Source organism: Streptomyces sp. ADI95-16 (genome assembly GCF_003721495.1).
Classification (GTDB): Bacteria; Actinomycetota; Actinomycetes; order Streptomycetales; family Streptomycetaceae; genus Streptomyces; species Streptomyces goshikiensis.
In genome coordinates, this window is the sequence record NZ_CP033581.1 from 530,202 (window position 1) to 546,645 (window position 16,444).

General features: G+C 71.4%; 16 protein-coding genes and 1 pseudogene. 10 read left to right on the top strand and 7 right to left on the bottom strand.

Annotated elements, in window-relative coordinates; genetic code table 11:
* Positions 1 to 14: 14 nt before the first annotated feature.
* Complete coding sequence (locus EES41_RS02700) at positions 15 to 584, top strand: DinB family protein (RefSeq protein ID WP_123075325.1); 570 nt, start codon at positions 15 to 17, stop codon at positions 582 to 584.
* A gap of 170 nt (positions 585 to 754) precedes the next feature.
* Positions 755 to 1,189, top strand: a complete 435-nt coding sequence (locus tag EES41_RS02705) for a hypothetical protein (protein WP_123075327.1) — start codon at positions 755 to 757, stop codon at positions 1,187 to 1,189.
* 54 nt (positions 1,190 to 1,243) lie between these two features.
* Here EES41_RS02705 and EES41_RS02710 read toward each other — a convergent pair.
* Positions 1,244 to 2,310, bottom strand: a pseudogene (locus EES41_RS02710) (chitinase).
* Positions 2,311 to 2,463: 153 nt separating this feature from the next.
* On the opposite strand from EES41_RS02710, the gene EES41_RS43755 reads away from it, so the two are divergent.
* The gene (locus EES41_RS43755; RefSeq protein WP_302186194.1) at positions 2,464 to 2,592 is read left to right on the top strand and encodes a hypothetical protein; all 129 of its coding nucleotides are present in this window, start codon (positions 2,464 to 2,466) and stop codon (positions 2,590 to 2,592) included.
* Positions 2,593 to 2,604: 12 nt separating this feature from the next.
* Here the strand turns inward: EES41_RS43755 and EES41_RS02715 are convergent, their stop codons facing one another.
* The 3 genes from EES41_RS02715 to dhaK form a co-directional block, all read right to left on the bottom strand.
* A complete protein-coding gene (locus EES41_RS02715; RefSeq protein WP_123075329.1) occupies positions 2,605 to 3,069 on the bottom strand; it encodes a hypothetical protein in 465 nt (154 codons plus the stop codon).
* Positions 3,070 to 3,177: 108 nt separating this feature from the next.
* Positions 3,178 to 3,912: a helix-turn-helix domain-containing protein gene (locus tag EES41_RS02720; protein ID WP_123082206.1), complete on the bottom strand. Its 735-nt coding sequence runs from the start codon at positions 3,910 to 3,912 to the stop codon at positions 3,178 to 3,180.
* 185 nt (positions 3,913 to 4,097) lie between these two features.
* Positions 4,098 to 5,102, bottom strand: a complete 1,005-nt coding sequence (gene dhaK / locus EES41_RS02725; RefSeq protein WP_123075331.1) for a dihydroxyacetone kinase subunit DhaK — start codon at positions 5,100 to 5,102, stop codon at positions 4,098 to 4,100.
* Between the two features lie 236 nt (positions 5,103 to 5,338).
* Here dhaK and EES41_RS02730 point away from each other — a divergent pair, with 236 nt between their 5' ends.
* From EES41_RS02730 to katG, 4 genes are all read left to right on the top strand, one after another.
* Entirely contained in the window at positions 5,339 to 6,184 is an 846-nt protein-coding gene (locus EES41_RS02730; protein ID WP_123075333.1) for an MIP/aquaporin family protein, read from the top strand.
* 51 nt (positions 6,185 to 6,235) lie between these two features.
* A complete protein-coding gene (gene glpK / locus EES41_RS02735; protein ID WP_123075335.1) occupies positions 6,236 to 7,753 on the top strand; it encodes a glycerol kinase GlpK in 1,518 nt (505 codons plus the stop codon).
* A 69-nt stretch (positions 7,754 to 7,822) separates the two neighbouring features.
* The gene (locus EES41_RS02740) at positions 7,823 to 9,535 is read left to right on the top strand and encodes a glycerol-3-phosphate dehydrogenase/oxidase (RefSeq protein ID WP_123075337.1); all 1,713 of its coding nucleotides are present in this window, start codon (positions 7,823 to 7,825) and stop codon (positions 9,533 to 9,535) included.
* 144 nt (positions 9,536 to 9,679) lie between these two features.
* Positions 9,680 to 11,863, top strand: coding sequence for a catalase/peroxidase HPI (gene katG / locus EES41_RS02745; protein ID WP_123075339.1), 2,184 nt, complete (start codon positions 9,680 to 9,682; stop codon positions 11,861 to 11,863).
* A 143-nt stretch (positions 11,864 to 12,006) separates the two neighbouring features.
* Here the strand turns inward: katG and EES41_RS02750 are convergent, their stop codons facing one another.
* A complete protein-coding gene (locus tag EES41_RS02750; RefSeq protein ID WP_123075341.1) occupies positions 12,007 to 12,324 on the bottom strand; it encodes a hypothetical protein in 318 nt (105 codons plus the stop codon).
* A 263-nt stretch (positions 12,325 to 12,587) separates the two neighbouring features.
* Between EES41_RS02750 and EES41_RS02755 the strand changes: the two genes are divergently transcribed.
* Positions 12,588 to 12,995 carry a PPOX class F420-dependent oxidoreductase gene (locus tag EES41_RS02755; protein WP_123082207.1) on the top strand — a complete coding sequence of 136 codons (408 nt, stop codon included), beginning with the start codon at positions 12,588 to 12,590 and terminating at the stop codon, positions 12,993 to 12,995.
* Positions 12,996 to 13,409: 414 nt separating this feature from the next.
* Here EES41_RS02755 and EES41_RS02760 read toward each other — a convergent pair whose 3' ends face one another.
* Positions 13,410 to 13,601 carry a CsbD family protein gene (locus tag EES41_RS02760; protein WP_123075343.1) on the bottom strand — a complete coding sequence of 64 codons (192 nt, stop codon included), beginning with the start codon at positions 13,599 to 13,601 and terminating at the stop codon, positions 13,410 to 13,412.
* 268 nt (positions 13,602 to 13,869) lie between these two features.
* On the opposite strand from EES41_RS02760, the gene EES41_RS02765 reads away from it, so the two are divergent.
* Entirely contained in the window at positions 13,870 to 14,145 is a 276-nt protein-coding gene (locus EES41_RS02765) for an isoamylase early set domain-containing protein (protein ID WP_037792537.1), read from the top strand.
* Positions 14,146 to 14,244: 99 nt separating this feature from the next.
* Entirely contained in the window at positions 14,245 to 15,720 is a 1,476-nt protein-coding gene (locus tag EES41_RS02770) for an MFS transporter (protein WP_123075345.1), read from the top strand.
* Between the two features lie 13 nt (positions 15,721 to 15,733).
* Here EES41_RS02770 and EES41_RS02775 read toward each other — a convergent pair whose 3' ends face one another.
* Positions 15,734 to 16,387, bottom strand: coding sequence for a M15 family metallopeptidase (locus EES41_RS02775; protein ID WP_123075347.1), 654 nt, complete (start codon positions 16,385 to 16,387; stop codon positions 15,734 to 15,736).
* Positions 16,388 to 16,444 lie beyond the last annotated feature (57 nt).

The following is a 16,444-nucleotide window of genomic DNA, read 5'->3' on the forward strand; positions in this document are numbered from 1 at the left end:
CCTGGCGGCCGATCATGGCAGGCATGACTGATCAACCCGAACGATGGACCCAGGCGACCACCTACCCCGACATGTGGGCGGACCCGGCCGACGACCCCCGTGACCGCGAGGGCGTCAGCCCTGACGGCGAGCTGGCGACGCTCCAGGGCTTCCTGACGGACTACCGCATGACCCTGCGGATGAAGTGCGAGGGTCTGGACCCGGAGCAGCTGGCCCGTCGGTCGGTTCCGCCGTCGACCATGTCGCTGCTCGGCCTGGTGCGGCACCTCGTCGAGGTGGAGCGGGACTGGCACAACTGGATCGGCGACGGTGATCCGCTGCCGAAGCTGTACGGAGCGCGGGACGCCGACTTCGACGGAGTCGTCGCCGAGCAGGCGGCGGTCGACGCCGCGTTCGCGGATCTGGCGCGCGAGCAGGCCGCGACCGACGCCGAGCTGGCCAAGCACCCGGATCTGGGCGAGCGTCTGGGGAAGGACGGGATCGCGGTCCGGGAGCTGATGGTGCACCGGATCGAGGAGTACGCCCGTCACTGCGGGCACGCCGACCTGTTGCGCGAGTGCGTCGACGGCAGGGTGGGCCAGTGACCCCGCCCGCCCCCGTACGGCGTCACGCCCCGCCGGGAGGGCGTACGCGATCCGGTCCGAATATGGCCGATTTCCCGCCCTGACCGGTCTGCGCCCCTACCGTGGACGGACGAGGCCGCCGACGCGCGCGGGGAGGCGCGGCGCGGCCGGAGTGAGCGAGGGGGCGCGGCATGTCCACGTGGAACGGCATCGGAACCAAGTACCTCGGCTTCAGCCGGCGGCAGCCGGACGGCACTCATCACGCGACCGAGTGGTTCGTGATCAACTACATGCCGGTCGTCCCGCTGCGCCGGTACCGGCTGGTGGTGGGGACCACGGAGTACACCCCGGGCGCGGTGGGCGGCAGTACGTCGACCACCGCCTACCGCGTCCTGGGACGTTCACCGGTCCGCGTGCTCGACGTCCTCGCCACCTACCTGGCCTGGTGGATCGTCGGCCCCGCCCTGGTACTGGGTCCGTTCTTCCTGATGGCCCGGGCCGCCCCGGACTTCGGCCGGGGATCGGGGTTCTGGAGCGGAGCCATCGTCATCGGAGGGCTGGTCTGGATCGTGGGCCTGCCCCTGCTGCTCATCTCCCGGTCCCGCCGGTGGCGCGATCTGCCGTGAGTGACCGGCCGGGCCGAGCGGAGCCGGGCGGGGCGGGCCGGGCGGGGCCGGGCGTCAGCGGCCCTGGAGGGTTTTGACGTTGTTGCCGAAGGTCCAGTTCTTCGCGCCGTCCCAGTTGACCGACCAGGTCATCAGGCCCTTCAGGCCGCCCGCGTAGCGGTTCCAGGCCTGCGCGACCAGGGCGGGGGTCATGTGGCCACCCGCCGCGCCGGGCTGGGCGGGCAGGCCGGGGACCTGCTTGTCGTACGGGACCCGGATGGTGGTGCCCTGGATGACGAGGCCCTTGTTCAGGCAGTCCGTCTGCGCGGTGAAGCCCTGGACCGTACCCGCCGAATAGGAGTCGCCGGAGCAGCCGTACATGCTGCCGTTGTAGTACTGCGTGTTCAGCCACCACAGGCGCCCGTTGTCCGCGTACTTCTTGATGACCGGCAGGTACGCGCCCCAGATCGAGCCGTACGTGACGCTGCCGCCGGTGACGTAGGCGGTCTCCGGGGCCATCGTCAGGCCGAAGCCCGCCGGCATCTGGGCGAGGATGCCGTCGATGACGCGGATCAGGTTGGTCTGCGAGGGCGAGAGGCGGGTGATGGTTCCGCTGCCGACGAGTCCGGTCTCGATGTCGATGTCGATGCCGTCGAAGTTGTACTTCTTCAGGATCGGTACGAGGGTCGCCACGAAACGGTCCGCGACCGCCGCCGAGTTGAGGTCGATGCCGGCGGCCGCGCCGCCGATGGACATCAGGATCGTCGCCCCTCCGCCTTGGCCTGGCACATCTCGGCCGGGGTCGCGACCTTGACGGTGGCGTCCATGCCGTCCTGCCACAGGGCGGTGCCGTCGGAGAGGATGACGGGGAAGGCCGCGTTGATGACGTTGTAGCCGTGGTCCCGGATGCGGCGGTCGGTGATCGGGGTCCAGCCGAAGGGCGGGTGCACGCCCGCCGCGGCGCCGTCCCAGTTCTCCCAGTAACCCTGGAGCACCTTGCCGGTGGGCCTCGGCTTGACGGGGCAGGTGTCGGCCGCGGGCGCCTGCGGTGCGGTGGCCGCCCCGGCCGCCGGCTGGAGGGTGAGGGCCAGGGCGAGGGCGAGGCCGGCCGTGGCGACGCGTAAGGCGTGACGTAGGACCATGCGGGGCTCCTGGGCGGTGGGTGTGGGCCTGGAACGGGCTGCGCCGCCCGTCACGCTAGGAAGGTCCAGACCAATCGTCAAGACATGCGGTGCCTACGCCGACGCCCGGACATCGCCGGACGGTCCGCGCCGCCATGGTGCGAGAACCGGCACGTGACCGAGCGCGACACCGGCCGCCACCTGTCGAACGTCGCCGCCGGACGCCTCGATCTGGCCGCGGCCCCCATGATCTCCGCGTGGGGCCGCCGCCCGGCGATGGCGGAGGCGCAGGCGCAGGCGTAGACCCCGGCGGTGTCAGACCCGGCGCGGTCGGGCCTGGAAGTGCGTGCGGGCGGCGGGCAGGAACATCGGAACGGCGGCGGCCGCGGTGAGCAGGTCGGGGAGGCAGGCCAGGAGCGGCCAGGCGGCGGGCCCCGTACCGCTCATGCTGAAGTCGGTGGCCGCGGCGACCAGGCAGAGGGCGCCGGCGACGCCGAGGACCGCTCGGGCCCAGCCGCGGCCCGCCCTCATCTTCACGGCCACGGCCAGCCAGCCGGCCAGGACTACGGCCAGGACCCCGCCCGACACGGCGAGTTGGCGAGCGGCCGCGTCGGCTCCGGAGACGGACGTCATATCGTCCAGGCCGGTGGGGTCGACCACGAACGAGCCCAGCACCCAGACCACGGCCTGCCCGACGACGGCGGCCAGCGTGAGCAGCCACGCGGCCTCGATTTCCTTCGGGCGCGCGCCCGTTGTGCTGCTGCCCGTGGTACCCGTCATGCGTTTCCCCTTCGCGTCCACCCTCTCAGAGGAAGAACGCCCCCACCCGGTTCCCCGCCGAGACGGGCGGACCGGGCGGACCCGGCGGACCCGGCGGAAGTCCGGGCGTCAGCCGTTGCCGTCCGGGGGCGTTTCGGGTTTCACATGGAGGATTTCGCGTGCCTGCTCCGCGGCGCGGGTGATGCTCTCCGAGACGAAATCGAGGAAGCGGGCGATGTTCTCCAGGCGGGCGGCGGCCGGAGTGTGGGAGCCGAGGACGCCGACGCCCTGCCGGGCGGTCTCCACCAGGTGGGCGGTGGAGCGGGCGCTGGCGACCATGGACTGGTACCAGACGTCGTTGTCGACGGCGTAGCGCTCGCGGCGGCCTTCGTCGCGTTCCCGGCGGACGAGGCCCTGGCCGTCGAGGAAAGCGATCGCCTTGGAGACGGACGCCGGGCTGACCTGGAGGCGCTCGACGAGTTCGGACGCGGTGAGGCTGCCCGCGTCGGTGGTGATGAGACAGGCGAGGACCCGGGCCGTCATCTTGGGCATGCCCGACTGCATGAGAACGGTGGTGAAGGTCTCCTCGTACTCGCGGACCGCCTCGGGGTCGCGCCCGTGGGGCTGCGGCGCCGCCTTCGGGTCCCGGGGCACGGGCTGCTTGCGGCGGTGGGCGCGCTGCTCGGTGGCGCGGTGCGCGAGGTCGGCGCGGTAGGCGGTGGGGCCGCCGTTGCGCAGTACCTCACGCGTGACCGTGGAGGTCGGGCGGTCGAGACGCCTGGCGATCTCCGCGTAGGCGAGGCCGTCGGCCAGCCCCGACGCGATCTGCTGGCGCTCGGCCTGGGTGAGTCTGCCTCCCGGCATCGCGGCCCCCTTCATGATCTTCGCGGTGTTCGGAGGGGCCACCGTAGCGCTCAATTTAAGTCCATTGCAACAACGCACGGAGATGAGATCATTGCAACCAGCGCGCCTCCGGTACGACGCACACCTCACCCCGTACACGAACGCAACGTAGCGTTTGCGCATTCAGAAATTCCGCGCGAATACCCTCAGCGGCCCCAGCGCAGCGCGGCCGTCTCCACCGGGGCGTCCCACAGGCGCAGCAGTTCGTCATCGGCCCGGCACAGCGTCACCGAGCATCCCGCCATGTCGAGCGAGGTGACGTAGTTCCCGACCAGCGTGCGCGCCACCGGTACGCCCCGGGCCTCCAGTACCCTCGCGACCTCCGCGTGGAACCCGTACAGCTCCAGCAGCGGTGTCGCGCCCATCCCGTTGACCAGCGCCAGCACCGGGCCGTCGGCCGGAGCCACCTGCGCCAGGTCCTCCAGCACGGCGCCCACCGCGAAGTCGGCGATCTCCCGCGACGGCATCATCGGGCGCCGCTCGCGGCCCGGCTCGCCGTGGATCCCGACGCCGAGTTCCAGCTCTCCGTCCGGCAGGTCGAAGGTCGGGCTGCCCTTCGCGGGGGTGGAGCAGGCGCTGAGCGCGACGCCGAAGCTCCGCGAGGAGTCGTTGACCCGCCGGGCGAGCTCCGCGACCCGCTCCAGGGGAGCCCCCTCCTCGGCGGCCGCCCCGGCGATCTTCTCCACGAAGAGCGTGGCCCCGGTGCCGCGCCGTCCGGCGGTGTACAGGCTGTCCGTGACGGCGACGTCGTCGTTGACCAGCACGCGCTCGACCCGGATGCCGTCCTCCCCGGCGAGCTCGGCCGCCATGTCGAAGTTGAGCACGTCCCCGGTGTAGTTCTTGACGACGAACAGCACTCCCTGCCCGCCGTTGACGGCCGCCGCCGCCCGCGTCATCTGATCCGGCACCGGCGAGGTGAATACCTCACCGGGGCACGCGGCCGACAGCATCCCGTACCCCACGAACCCCGCGTGTAGCGGTTCGTGCCCGGATCCGCCACCCGACACCAGGCCGACGCGGCCGCCCTCCCGGGCGCCCCGCCGTACGACCACCCGGCGCTCCACGTCCACGTCGAGCTCGGGGTGGGCGGCGGCCATGCCCCGCAGGGCGTCCGCGACCACCGTTTCCGCACTGTTGATCAGCATGTTCATCAGGTACCTCCCGGGTGGTCGAGGCGGGTGGCTGCGTTCGCCCGCCGTATCCCCAAGTGTGCCGCCGCACCCAGCACATCGGCGAGCGTGCCGCGCCCGCGCGGCGGCCGTCGCGCACGAGATCGATTCGGTGCATATGCTCCTTATAAAGGGGAAAGTGTCCAGTATTGAGCTGTTCTGCTAACCATGCGGAACAGTCGACGCCCGGTCCCCGGGCCGGCGAGAAGGAGGCCTCCATGGCCAAGCGACTCAAAGAATCCGGACTCGTCGGCGAACTCTCGGCCGAATTCGCCGGCACCATGATCCTCATCCTCTTCGGTTGCGGCGTGGTGGCCCAGGTGGTCGCCGGCGGGGCCCTCACCGACCCGGCGGGCGGCCTCGGCAACCACGACAGCATCGCCTGGGCATGGGGCCTCGGCGTCACCCTGGGTGTCTACGTCGCGGCGAGGCTGAGCGGTGCTCACCTCAACCCCGCGGTCACCGTCGCCCTGGCGACGTTCAAGGGCTTTCCGTGGCGCAGGGTGGCCCCGTACATGGCGGCCCAGCTCGCCGGCGCCTTCGTCGCGGCCCTGATCATCCGGTGGAACTACTCCGAAGCGCTGGCCAAGGCCGACCCGGGACACACCATCAAGACCCAGGGCGTGTTCTCCACGCTGCCGGCCAACGGGAACCCGAACCTGCCGGTCACCGAGTGGGGAGCGCTGCGCGACCAGATCATCGGCACGGCGATCCTGCTGCTGCTGATCATGGCGGTCACGGACCTCCTCAACACGCCCCCCGGCGCCAACCTGGCCCCGTTCATCGTCGGCCTGATCGTGGTCGCGATCGGCATGGCCATGGGCACCAACGCCGGCTACGCGATCAACCCGGCGCGTGACTTCGGACCCCGGCTGGCCAGCTTCCTCACCGGCTACGGAGGGGCGTGGCGCGATCAGTACGGGAATTTCTACTTCTGGGTCCCGATCATCGGCCCGTTCATCGGAGGCGTGCTCGGAGCAGCTCTGTACAAGTTCTTCATCGGCCGGTTCCTGCCGACCGCCGAGCCGGAGCCTGCCGGCCGGATCCCGGCCCCGGAGTCGTGACCGGGGAAACGTGCCGGAGCGACGTGACCGAGCCAAGAGAGGCGGCAACCCATGGCTGACTTCGTCGGCGCAGTGGACCAGGGGACGACCAGTACCCGTTTCATGATCTTCGACCACGCGGGCAACGAGGTGGCGAAGCACCAGCTGGAGCACTCCCAGATCCTCCCCCGTTCGGGGTGGGTCGAGCACGACCCGGTCGAGATCTGGGAACGCACCAACTCGGTGATGCAGAACGCCCTCCGGCACGGAAACCTCTCGGCTTCCGACCTGGCGGCCATCGGGGTCACCAACCAGCGGGAGACGACCGTCGTCTGGGACCCCCGCACCGGCCGCCCCTACTACAACGCCATCGTCTGGCAGGACACCCGTACGGACTCCATCGCGGCGGCACTGGAGCGCTCGGGCCAGGGAGACGTCATCCGCCGCAAGGCCGGCCTGCCACCGGCCACCTACTTCTCCGGCGGCAAGATCCAGTGGATCCTGGAGAACGTCGACGGCGTCCGGGAGGCCGCCGAGCAGGGCCACGCCCTCTTCGGCAACACGGACTGCTGGGTGCTGTGGAACCTCACCGGCGGACCCGACGGCGGCATCCACGCCACCGACGTGACCAACGCCAGCCGCACCATGCTGATGAACCTGGAGACCCTCGACTGGGACGAGGAGCTCCTGGGCTTCTTCGGTGTGCCCCGGGCGATGCTGCCCACCATCAACCCGTCCTCCCACCCGGAGGCGTTCGGGCACACCCGCACCTCCCGGCCGCTGCGGGAGGCCATCCCCATCACCGGCGTCCTCGGCGACCAGCAGGCGGCCACCGTCGGACAGGTCTGCTACGCGCCCGGCGAGGCCAAGAACACCTACGGCACCGGCAACTTCCTCGTCCTGAACACCGGAACCGAGCTGGTCCGTTCCCAGCACGGCCTGCTCACCACCGTCGCCTACCAGTTCGGCGACGAACCCGCCGTGTACGCGCTGGAGGGTTCCATCGCCGTCACCGGCTCGGCGATCCAGTGGCTGCGCGACCAGTTGAAGATCATCAAGGACGCGGCGGAGAGCGAACGCCTGGCCCGCACCGTCGAGGACAGCGGCGGCATCTACTTCGTCCCCGCCTTCTCGGGCCTGTTCGCACCGTACTGGCGCTCCGACGCCCGCGGCGCCATCGTCGGGCTCGCCCGCTACCACGACAACGGCCACCTGGCCCGCGCCGCCCTGGAAGCCATCTGCTACCAGAGCCGCGACGTCGTGGAGGCCATGGAACAGGACTCCGGCGTCCACCTGGACGTGCTGAAGGTCGACGGCGGTGTCACGGCCAACGACCTGTGCATGCAGATCCAGGCCGACGTCCTGGGCGTACCGGTCAGCCGCCCGGTCGTCGCCGAGACGACCGCGCTGGGCGCCGCCTACGCCGCCGGTCTGGCCACCGGCTTCTGGCGGAGCACGGACGAACTGCGCACGCACTGGCAGGAGTCCAAGCGCTGGGAGCCCCGATGGACCGAGGAGCAGCGCGCGGAGGGTTACGCGGGCTGGAAGAAGGCGGTGGAGCGCACGCTCGACTGGGCCAAGGTCGAATAGGCGGGCCGCATCGAACAGGCCGGGCCGCACGGGCAGGACGCGGAGGGGAGGAGAGAAGAGGAGAAGACCATGGCCGATCCGGCGGCCCTCTCGGCCGAAGCCCGCACCCGGGCCCTCGCCCGCATGGCGGAGGGCGAACTCGACGTCCTCGTCGTCGGAGGCGGTGTCGTCGGCGCCGGGGCCGCCCTGGACGCCGCCACCCGGGGCCTGCGGGTCGGCCTCGTCGAAGCCCGCGACTGGGCCTCGGGTACGTCCAGCCGCTCCAGCAAGCTCATCCACGGCGGCCTGCGCTACCTGGAGATGCTGGACTTCCGGCTCGTCGCCGAGGCCCTCAAGGAACGCGGCCTCCTGCTGCGGTCCCTCGCCCCGCACCTGGTGCGCCCGGTCCCGTTCCTCTACCCCCTGCAACACCGGCTCTGGGAGCGCCCGTACGTGGGCGCGGGCGTGCTGCTGTACGACACCATGGCGGCAGCCTCCGGCACCTCCAGCGGGCTGCCCCACCACCGCCACCTGCTCAAACGGCATGCCCTGCACGAGGCGCCCGCGCTGCGCTCCGACGCCCTGGTCGGCGCCATCCAGTACTGGGACGCCCAGGTCGACGACGCCCGGCACACCATGTTCCTGGCCCGTACGGCGGTGGCCTACGGGGCGCTGGCCGCCAACCGCGCCCGCGTCAGCCGCTTCCTGCGGCAGGGCGAGCGGGTGGTGGGGGCGGTCGTCACCGATCTGGAGACCGGCGACGAGCGGCCGGTACGGGCCAAGCAGGTCATCAACGCGACCGGGGTGTGGACCGACGACACCCAGGCCCTGGCCGGCACCCGCGGCCAGTTCCACGTCCGCGCCTCCAAGGGGGTGCACCTGCTCGTCCCCCGCGACCGGATCAACTCCCGTACCGGGCTGATCCTGCGCACGGAGAAGAGCGTGCTCTTCGTGATCCCCTGGGGCCGCCACTGGATCATCGGGACCACCGACACGGACTGGACCCTGGACAAGGCGCACCCCGCCCTCAGCTCCCAGGACGTCACGTACCTGCTGGAGCACGTCAACAGCGTCCTGGCCACGCCGCTCGCCCCCGAGGACGTCGAGGGCGTCTACGCCGGCCTGCGCCCGCTGCTCTCCGGTGAGGCCGCCGAGACCAGCAAGCTGTCCCGGGAGCACTTGGTCGCCCATCCGGTACCCGGCCTGGTCGTGGTGGCCGGCGGCAAGTACACCACGTACCGGGTGATGGCCAAGGACGCGGTGGACGAGGCGGTCCGGGGCCTGGACGAGAAGGTGCCCGAGTGCACCACGCAACGCGTCCCGCTGCTCGGCGCCGACGGCTACCCGGCCCTGTGGAACTCCCGGCACCGCCTCGCCGAGGGTTCCGGACTGCACGTAGCCCGCATCGAGCACCTGCTGAACCGCTACGGCTCGCTGATCCACCAGCTGCTCGACATGGTGGCGGCCGACCCCTCGCTCGGGGAGCCGCTGCCCAGCTCCGACGACTACCTGCGGGTCGAGGCCGTCTACGCGGTGACCCACGAGGGGGCCCGCCACCTGGAGGACGTACTCGCCCGGCGCACCCGGATCTCCATCGAGTCCTGGGACCGCGGGGTGGACGCGGCGCGGACCGTCGCGGAACTGATGGCACCGCACCTGGGCTGGGACCAGGCGCACCAGGACCGCGAGGTGGACCACTACACGAAGCGGGTCGCGGCCGAACGCGAGGCCCAGGAGCAGCCGGACGACCGGACCGCCGACGCGGTCCGCCTCGGCGCCCCCGACATCATCCCCGTGTACTGAACCCCGGGCCCGCTCTGCGTGTTTCGTGGCTGTAAGGCCCGCATTGCGCAACCATACGGACGCCGACACAGGCACAAACATCGGCGTCGTGCGTGAGGAAGAGTTCTCGCCGGCCGAAACACCGCGACAGGAAGAAGGGCAGACGTGTCCGGCAGCGACAGCGAGAACCCGGCAATCCCCTCCCCCACCCCGAGCCCGGGCCGGCCCCAGACGAACCGGGACTGGTGGCCGAACCAGCTGGACCTCCAGGTCCTGCACCAGCACTCGCCCATGGCCGATCCGATGGGCGAGGACTTCGACTACGCGCAGGAGTTCAGCGACCTCGACGTCGAAGCCCTGAAGCGGGACGTCTTCGAGGTGATGACGACGTCACAGGACTGGTGGCCCGCCGACTACGGCCACTACGGTCCGCTCTTCATCCGGATGAGCTGGCACGCCGCGGGAACGTACCGCATCGCCGACGGCCGAGGCGGTGGCGGCAGCGGCGCCCAGCGCTTCGCGCCCCTCAACAGCTGGCCGGACAACGCCAGCCTGGACAAGGCGCGTCGTCTGCTGTGGCCCGTCAAGCAGAAGTACGGCCGGAAGATCTCCTGGGCCGACCTGCTGGTCTTCGCCGGCAACTGCGCGATGGAATCGATGGGGTTCAAGACCTTCGGGTTCGGTTTCGGCCGGGAGGACATCTGGGAGCCCGAGGAGATCTTCTGGGGGCCCGAGGACACCTGGCTCGGAGACCAGCGCTACTCCGGCGACCGGGAACTCACCGGCCCGTTCGGCGCCGTGCAGATGGGGCTGATCTACGTCAATCCGGAGGGGCCCAACGGCAACCCGGATCCCATGGCCGCCGCCCGGGACATCCGCGAGACGTTCGCGCGCATGGCGATGAACGACGAGGAGACGCTCGCGCTCATCGTCGGCGGCCACACGTTCGGCAAGTGCCACGGCGCGGTCGATCCCGAGTACATCGGCCCGGAGCCGGAGGCCTGCCCCGTCGAACAGCAGGGCATCGGCTGGACGAACAGCTACGGCAGCGGCAAGGGCGTGGACGCGCTCACCAGCGGGCTGGAGGGGGCGTGGACCTCCGAGCCGACGAAGTGGGACAACGGGTACCTGGACAACCTGTTCCGGTACGAGTGGGAGCTGACGACGAGCCCCGCGGGCGCCAAGCAGTGGACTCCCGCGGATCCCTCGGCCCGCGACACCGTGCCGGACGCCCATGATCCGGCGAAGCGGCACGCGCCCATGATGCTGACGACGGACCTCGCGCTGCGGGTGGACCCCGTCTACGCACCGATCGCGAAGAGCTTCCACGAGAACCCCGACAAGCTCGCGGACGCGTTCGGCAAGGCCTGGTACAAGCTGCTGCACCGTGACATGGGACCGCTCTCGCGGTACCTCGGGCCGTGGATCCCCGAGCCGCAGCTGTGGCAGGACCCGGTCCCGGCGGTCGACCACCCGTTGGTCACGGACGAGGACGTCGCCACCCTCAAGCGCTGGATCCTCGGCGCGGGCGCGTCCTTGTCCCAGCTGGTCACCACCGCGTGGGCGGCGGCGGCGAGCTTCCGCGGCACCGACAAGCGCGGCGGGGCCAACGGGGCCCGGATCCGGCTCGCGCCGCAACGGGACTGGGAGGTCAACGACCTGCCCGAGGTCGCCCAGGTGGTGCAGAAGCTGGAGCAGCTCCAGCGCGACTTCAACCGGGACGGCGCGACGAGGATCTCGCTGGCCGACATGATCGTCCTGGGCGGGTGCGCGGCCGTCGAGCAGGCGGCGAGGAACGCCGGGCACGACATCACGGTGCCGTTCGCGCCGGGGCGCACGGACGCCTCGCAGGAGCAGACCGACGTGGAGTCGTTCGCCGTGCTCGAACCCAAGGCGGACGCGTTCCGCAACTACCTCCAGGAGGGTGAGAAGCTGCCGCCCGAGACCCTGCTGCTGGACCGCGCCAACCTGCTCACGCTCACCGCTCCCGAGATGACGGTGCTGGTCGGCGGCATGCGGGCCCTGAACACCGGCTTCAAGGGGTCCTCGCACGGCGTGTTCACCGACCGGCCCGAGACGCTGACGACGGACTTCTTCGTCAACCTGCTGGACATGCGCACGGAGTGGAAGGCGTCGGCGTCGGCCGAGAACGTGTACGAGGGCCGGGACCGCGCCACCGGCGAGGCCAAGTGGACGGCCACCGCCGTCGACCTCGTCTTCGGTTCGCACTCCCAGCTCCGCGCCCTCTCGGAGGTCTACGCGGCCGCCGACGCGGGCGAGAAGTTCGTACGCGACTTCGTGGCCGCGTGGGACAAGGTGATGAACCTGGACCGGTTCGACCTCGCCTGAGCTTGAGCCTGGGCCTGAGCCCGGGCCTGAGCCCGGGCTTGGACGTGGTGTCCCGGCCGGCCGCGGATCGGCCGGCCGGGACACCACCGGGACGCGCGACCGGTGGAGCGGCGGGAAAGCGGGAGCCGCCGCGCTCCACCGCTTCAGGCGCCGGCGATCCCCGTGATCACCGGGTCTCCCAGCGGCGCGGCATCGGCGGACAGCCCGACGCTGCGCAGGGCCCCGGTGGCCAGGCCCCGGGCCTGGGCCTCCGCCGCGGCCGTGTCGGCGGCCTCCACCTCCAGCCGCAGGCTGAAGGCTGACGAGTCCGGATAGAAGGTGAGGAGGTCCAGGTCCTCGGCCGCTCCCAGTTCCGTCTCCCGTGGATCGGATCCGCGCAGCGCGCGGACGAGTTCCGTGCGCGCCTCGGGCGTGAGCCCGGTGAGAAGGGTGCCGGGGATGGTGACGACGTAAAGGGTCATGAAACACAGGTGCCCCGACACCGCCGGGAAATTCTCCCCCGTCGCCCCATCCCGGCGTTCGGCCGAACCCCGGCGCGCCGTGAGCGGTGCGCGAGGGGGTCGTGCGCGCGTCCGCGGCCCGGTCCTCCTGGCCCGTCCGGGTGAACCGGCTCCGCTCCGACCGCGCGCGGGGGCTCCCCCTCAGCCCGGAGTGCCACGGTTTCCGCAAGCTGTTGCCGCCGCTCGTCCTCGGGGGGCGGCACCCCGAGGAAAGGAACCCGACCGTGCCCGCTGAGCTCTCCGACGACCTGAGGAAACTCATCGACGACACCCCGGTCTTCGCCTCCATCGCCACGATCCAGCCCGACGGCAGCCCCCAGGTGTCCGTCACCTGGCTCGCCCGCGACGGCAACGACCTGCTCTTCTCCACCACCGTCGGACGCCGCAAGGAGAAGAACCTGAGCCGCGACCCGCGCGTCACCGTGCTCATCAACCCGCACAACGCCCCCTACACCTACGCCGAGGTCCGCGGTACGGCGCATCTCACCACCGAGGGGGGCCAGGACCTGATCAACCAGCTCTCCCGCAAGTACACCGGCAAGGAGTACGCCGACTTCAACCCCTCGTCCGCCGACGACAACGAGCGCGTCGTCGTCCGCATCACCCCCCGCAAGGTCGTCGGCTCCCTCTGATCCGACGCCCGCTCAGTTCTCCTCGCCCGGGCACGTTTACGTACGTTCCCTCGGGTCACACGCGAGGTACCGGAAGCCCGGCGTCTGGAAAGCGGGCCTTCCGAGCGGGTCCAGGCCGTGACGCCCCTCCCCCGGGCGCCCTCCGGCGAGACCCGACCGCATCACGGGCTGCCGCCCGGATCCACCGGACCCCGCGGCCGTCCCGCGCCCCGGCGGTCCCTCCGGCCGGGCGCGGACGACCCGGGCAAGCCCCCGGCGACGGCACTTCAGCTGCCGCCCCCGGGCCCTGGACTCCGTCGGCGGCGCCCCGAGCGGTGTACGACGGGCACGCCGCGCGCCCGCGCCCCGTCCCGGCACGTGGCCGGGCGGGGCGCGGGCGGCGCTCCACACGCGGGTGGTGGGTGGGCCCAGGGGCTACCTGTGCTTGTCGCGCATGGTGTCCTTGGCGTCCCGGCCACGCTCCGCGGTGTCGGCCACGGCCTCCTTGGCCTTGCCCTTGGCCTGGTCCATCTTGCCCTCGGCCTTCATGCGGTCGTTGTCGGCGATCTTGCCTACGGCTTCCTTCGCCTTGCCCTTCGCCTGGTCCATCTTGCCCTTGTCAGCCATGGTGAACTCCTGTCGCTCGTGGGATGGGAACCGCTGGGCCGGTACGCCGCCGCCGCTGGCAGCGGTGGACCGGCGCGGCCCCGATTGCGATCCTGCCCGCCGTGGCGGTGGTCCGCATCCGGAGCTGCGCCAGTCGACTCAGGCCCGCGCTAGGCCGTTCCGGGGGCTTGCCGGACCCGCGGGGATGTCCCGCCGCTGCGTCGGCGTGCGCGGCGGCGGCCCCCGGGCCAGGATGTGCCCGGTCTGTACATCGCGACAGGAGGCTCCCGTGCTCGAACGCAAGCGCCGCAAGGACCGTACCGAGATCACCTTCGTGCTCCCGGCCGACGTCCCGCCCGGACCGGTCAGCGTCGTAGGCGACTTCAACGACTGGCAGCCCGGCGCCCACGAACTGAAGGAGCGCAAGGACGGCAGCCGTGCCGTCACCGTCGCGCTGCCCCGGGAGCGCGCCCACGCCTTCCGCTACCTCGCGGCGGGCGACTACTGGTTCAACGACGACAGCGCCGACGGGCACGACGGCCACAACAGCCGCCTCCACACCTGATCGGCGGAGCGGCTCCGGTCACCCGTCCCCGCGCGGCCTGACGGCCGTCCACCCGGTCGGCCGAGTTTGTGGCACGGCGGCCCGGGCAGACGCCGGAGCATGCCGGAACGCACCGAGACGCACTCACGGACCGTCACCACCAAGGTGCCGGCGCGGCTGGACCGACTGCCCTGGTCCCGGTGGCATTGGATGATCGTCATCGGGCTGGGCACCGTCTGGATCCTCGACGGTCTCGAAGTCACCGTCGTCGGAAGCATCGCGAGCCGTATCTCCGAGGACGGCAGCGGGCTTTCCATCACCGACGCCCAGGTGACCGGGGTCGCCGCCGCCCTGTACGTGGCCGGTGCCTGCTCCGGCGCGCTGGTCTTCGGCCGGCTCACCGACCTGTACGGGCGCAAGAAGCTGTTCCTGGTCACCCTCGGCGTGTACCTGGCGGCGACCGCGCTGACGGCGGTGTCCTTCTCGGCCTGGTGGTTCTTCCTGTTCCGGTTCCTCACGGGTTTCGGCATCGGCGGCGAATACGCGGCCATCAACTCCGCGATCGACGAGCTGATCCCCAGCAAGTACCGCGGCCGGGTCGACCTGATCATCAACGGCAGCTTCTGGATCGGCGCCGTCGCCGGCGCCCTCCTCTCGGTCCTGGCCCTGAACACCGAGATCTTCCCGGAGTCGGTGGGCTGGAGGCTCACGTTCGCCCTCGGGGTCGTACTCGGCCTGGTCATCCTGCTGGTGCGGCGTCACGTACCGGAAAGCCCGCGCTGGATGATGGTCCACGGGCGGACCGAGGAGGCCGAGGCGCTGGTCTCGGATGTGGAGCGGCGGGTGGAAGCGGAGAAGGGCGTACGCCTGCCCGATCCGGAGGAGGCCATCAGCGTCACCCAGCGGGAGGACGTCGGCTTCGGTGAGATCGCGAGGACGGTCTTCCGCTCCTATCCGCGGCGCGCCGTCCTCGGCCTGTCCCTCTTCGTCGGCCAGGCCTTCCTGTACAACGCGATCACCTTCGGCTTCGGTTCCATCCTCGTCACGTTCTTCGGCGTGTCCAGCGGGGTGACCGGCTACTACTTCGCCGTCGTCGCCTTCCTGAACTTCCTCGGCCCGCTCCTGCTGGGGCGCCTGTTCGACACGGTCGGGCGCCGGCCGATGATCTCGGGCACGTACATCCTGTCCGGGCTGCTGCTCTTCGGCACGGCCTGGCTGTTCGGCGCCGGCCGGCTCACGGCCGTGACGATGACCGCGTGCTGGTGCGTGGTGCTCTTCTTCGCCTCGGCCGGGGCCAGTTCCGCCTATCTGACGGTCAGCGAGATCTTCCCGATGGAGACCCGCGCGATGGCGATCGCCTTCTTCTACGCCGTCGGCACGGCGGCGGGCGGCATCTCCGGCCCGCTGCTCTTCGCCGGACTGACCTCCAGCGGGGTGGTGTCCGACGCCGTGATCGCCTTCTGTGTCGGGGCCGCGCTGATGGTGGCCGCCGGCCTGGTGGCCGTCTTCTACGCGGTCGCCGCGGAGGGCCGGTCCCTGGAACAGATCGCCGCCCCGCTCTCCACCGCCGAGCCGGCCCCGGCCAAGACGGGCTGAGGGGCCCGCCGCCCTACCCGCTGTTCGCGGAGAAGTGCTGGTAGTCCGGATTGCCCCAACGCCCTCCCCAGTACCAGCGGGCGGTGCGGAACGCGGTCACGAACGCCTCGCCGTCCTCGATCATCCCGGGCCGGGACCTGTCGCGCCGCAGGAATTCCCGGCCCGTCGGCGGGTGCACCACTCCGCGCACGTCGACGTACGGGTTCTCGACGGGGTTGATGTCCACGGCGTCGCCCCACGCGTGCCGCGACAGCTTCGCGGGGTCCCCCACCACCTGACGGCAGTTGTACGCGGAGGTGTTGCCGTCCGCCATCGCCTTGAGGTCGTCGCCGCCGTACTCGGCCATCACCCGCATCCGCCGGATCGGGAACCGGTCCTCGAAGGCCCGGCCGAAGGCGTGCAGCAGCGGTTCCACGGCATCGCGGTGCGCTATCAGCTCGCCACGGTGCACCTTGCCGTCGAAGCCCCAGTGGTTCATCCGGATCAGCCGCAGGTGCTCCGCCGCGACGGGACAGCCGGGCCGGTGGCTCGCGCCGAGCTTCGCCCCGGGCACCTCCGTGACCGCCGCCGCGAACGGGGGCCGCGGCGCGGGCGGCTGGGCCGCGCCGCACGCCGTACTCACGCAGAGGGCGGCGGCCGCGGCCAGCAGGACGGGCGGATGGCGCACGATTCACGGTACGTCCGGCCTTCCTCCCCGCAGACCTGGAGTACGCCCGAACGGGTG

Excerpts from the sequence above, each read along its gene's own strand:
- glpK (WP_123075335.1), top strand. The coding sequence starts at position 6,236 with ATGGCTGACTTCGTCGGCGCAGTGGACCAGGGGACGACCAGTACCCGT.
- EES41_RS02730 (WP_123075333.1), top strand. The coding sequence starts at position 5,339 with ATGGCCAAGCGACTCAAAGAATCCGGACTCGTCGGCGAACTCTCGGCC.
- EES41_RS02715 (WP_123075329.1), bottom strand. The coding sequence starts at position 3,069 with ATGACGGGTACCACGGGCAGCAGCACAACGGGCGCGCGCCCGAAGGAA.
- EES41_RS02750 (WP_123075341.1), bottom strand. The coding sequence starts at position 12,324 with ATGACCCTTTACGTCGTCACCATCCCCGGCACCCTTCTCACCGGGCTC.
- EES41_RS02760 (WP_123075343.1), bottom strand. The coding sequence starts at position 13,601 with ATGGCTGACAAGGGCAAGATGGACCAGGCGAAGGGCAAGGCGAAGGAA.
- dhaK (WP_123075331.1), bottom strand. The coding sequence starts at position 5,102 with ATGAACATGCTGATCAACAGTGCGGAAACGGTGGTCGCGGACGCCCTG.
- EES41_RS02740 (WP_123075337.1), top strand. The coding sequence starts at position 7,823 with ATGGCCGATCCGGCGGCCCTCTCGGCCGAAGCCCGCACCCGGGCCCTC.
- EES41_RS02770 (WP_123075345.1), top strand. The coding sequence starts at position 14,245 with ATGCCGGAACGCACCGAGACGCACTCACGGACCGTCACCACCAAGGTG.
- EES41_RS02705 (WP_123075327.1), top strand. The coding sequence starts at position 755 with ATGTCCACGTGGAACGGCATCGGAACCAAGTACCTCGGCTTCAGCCGG.
- EES41_RS02720 (WP_123082206.1), bottom strand. The coding sequence starts at position 3,912 with ATGCCGGGAGGCAGACTCACCCAGGCCGAGCGCCAGCAGATCGCGTCG.
- EES41_RS02700 (WP_123075325.1), top strand. The coding sequence starts at position 15 with ATGGCAGGCATGACTGATCAACCCGAACGATGGACCCAGGCGACCACC.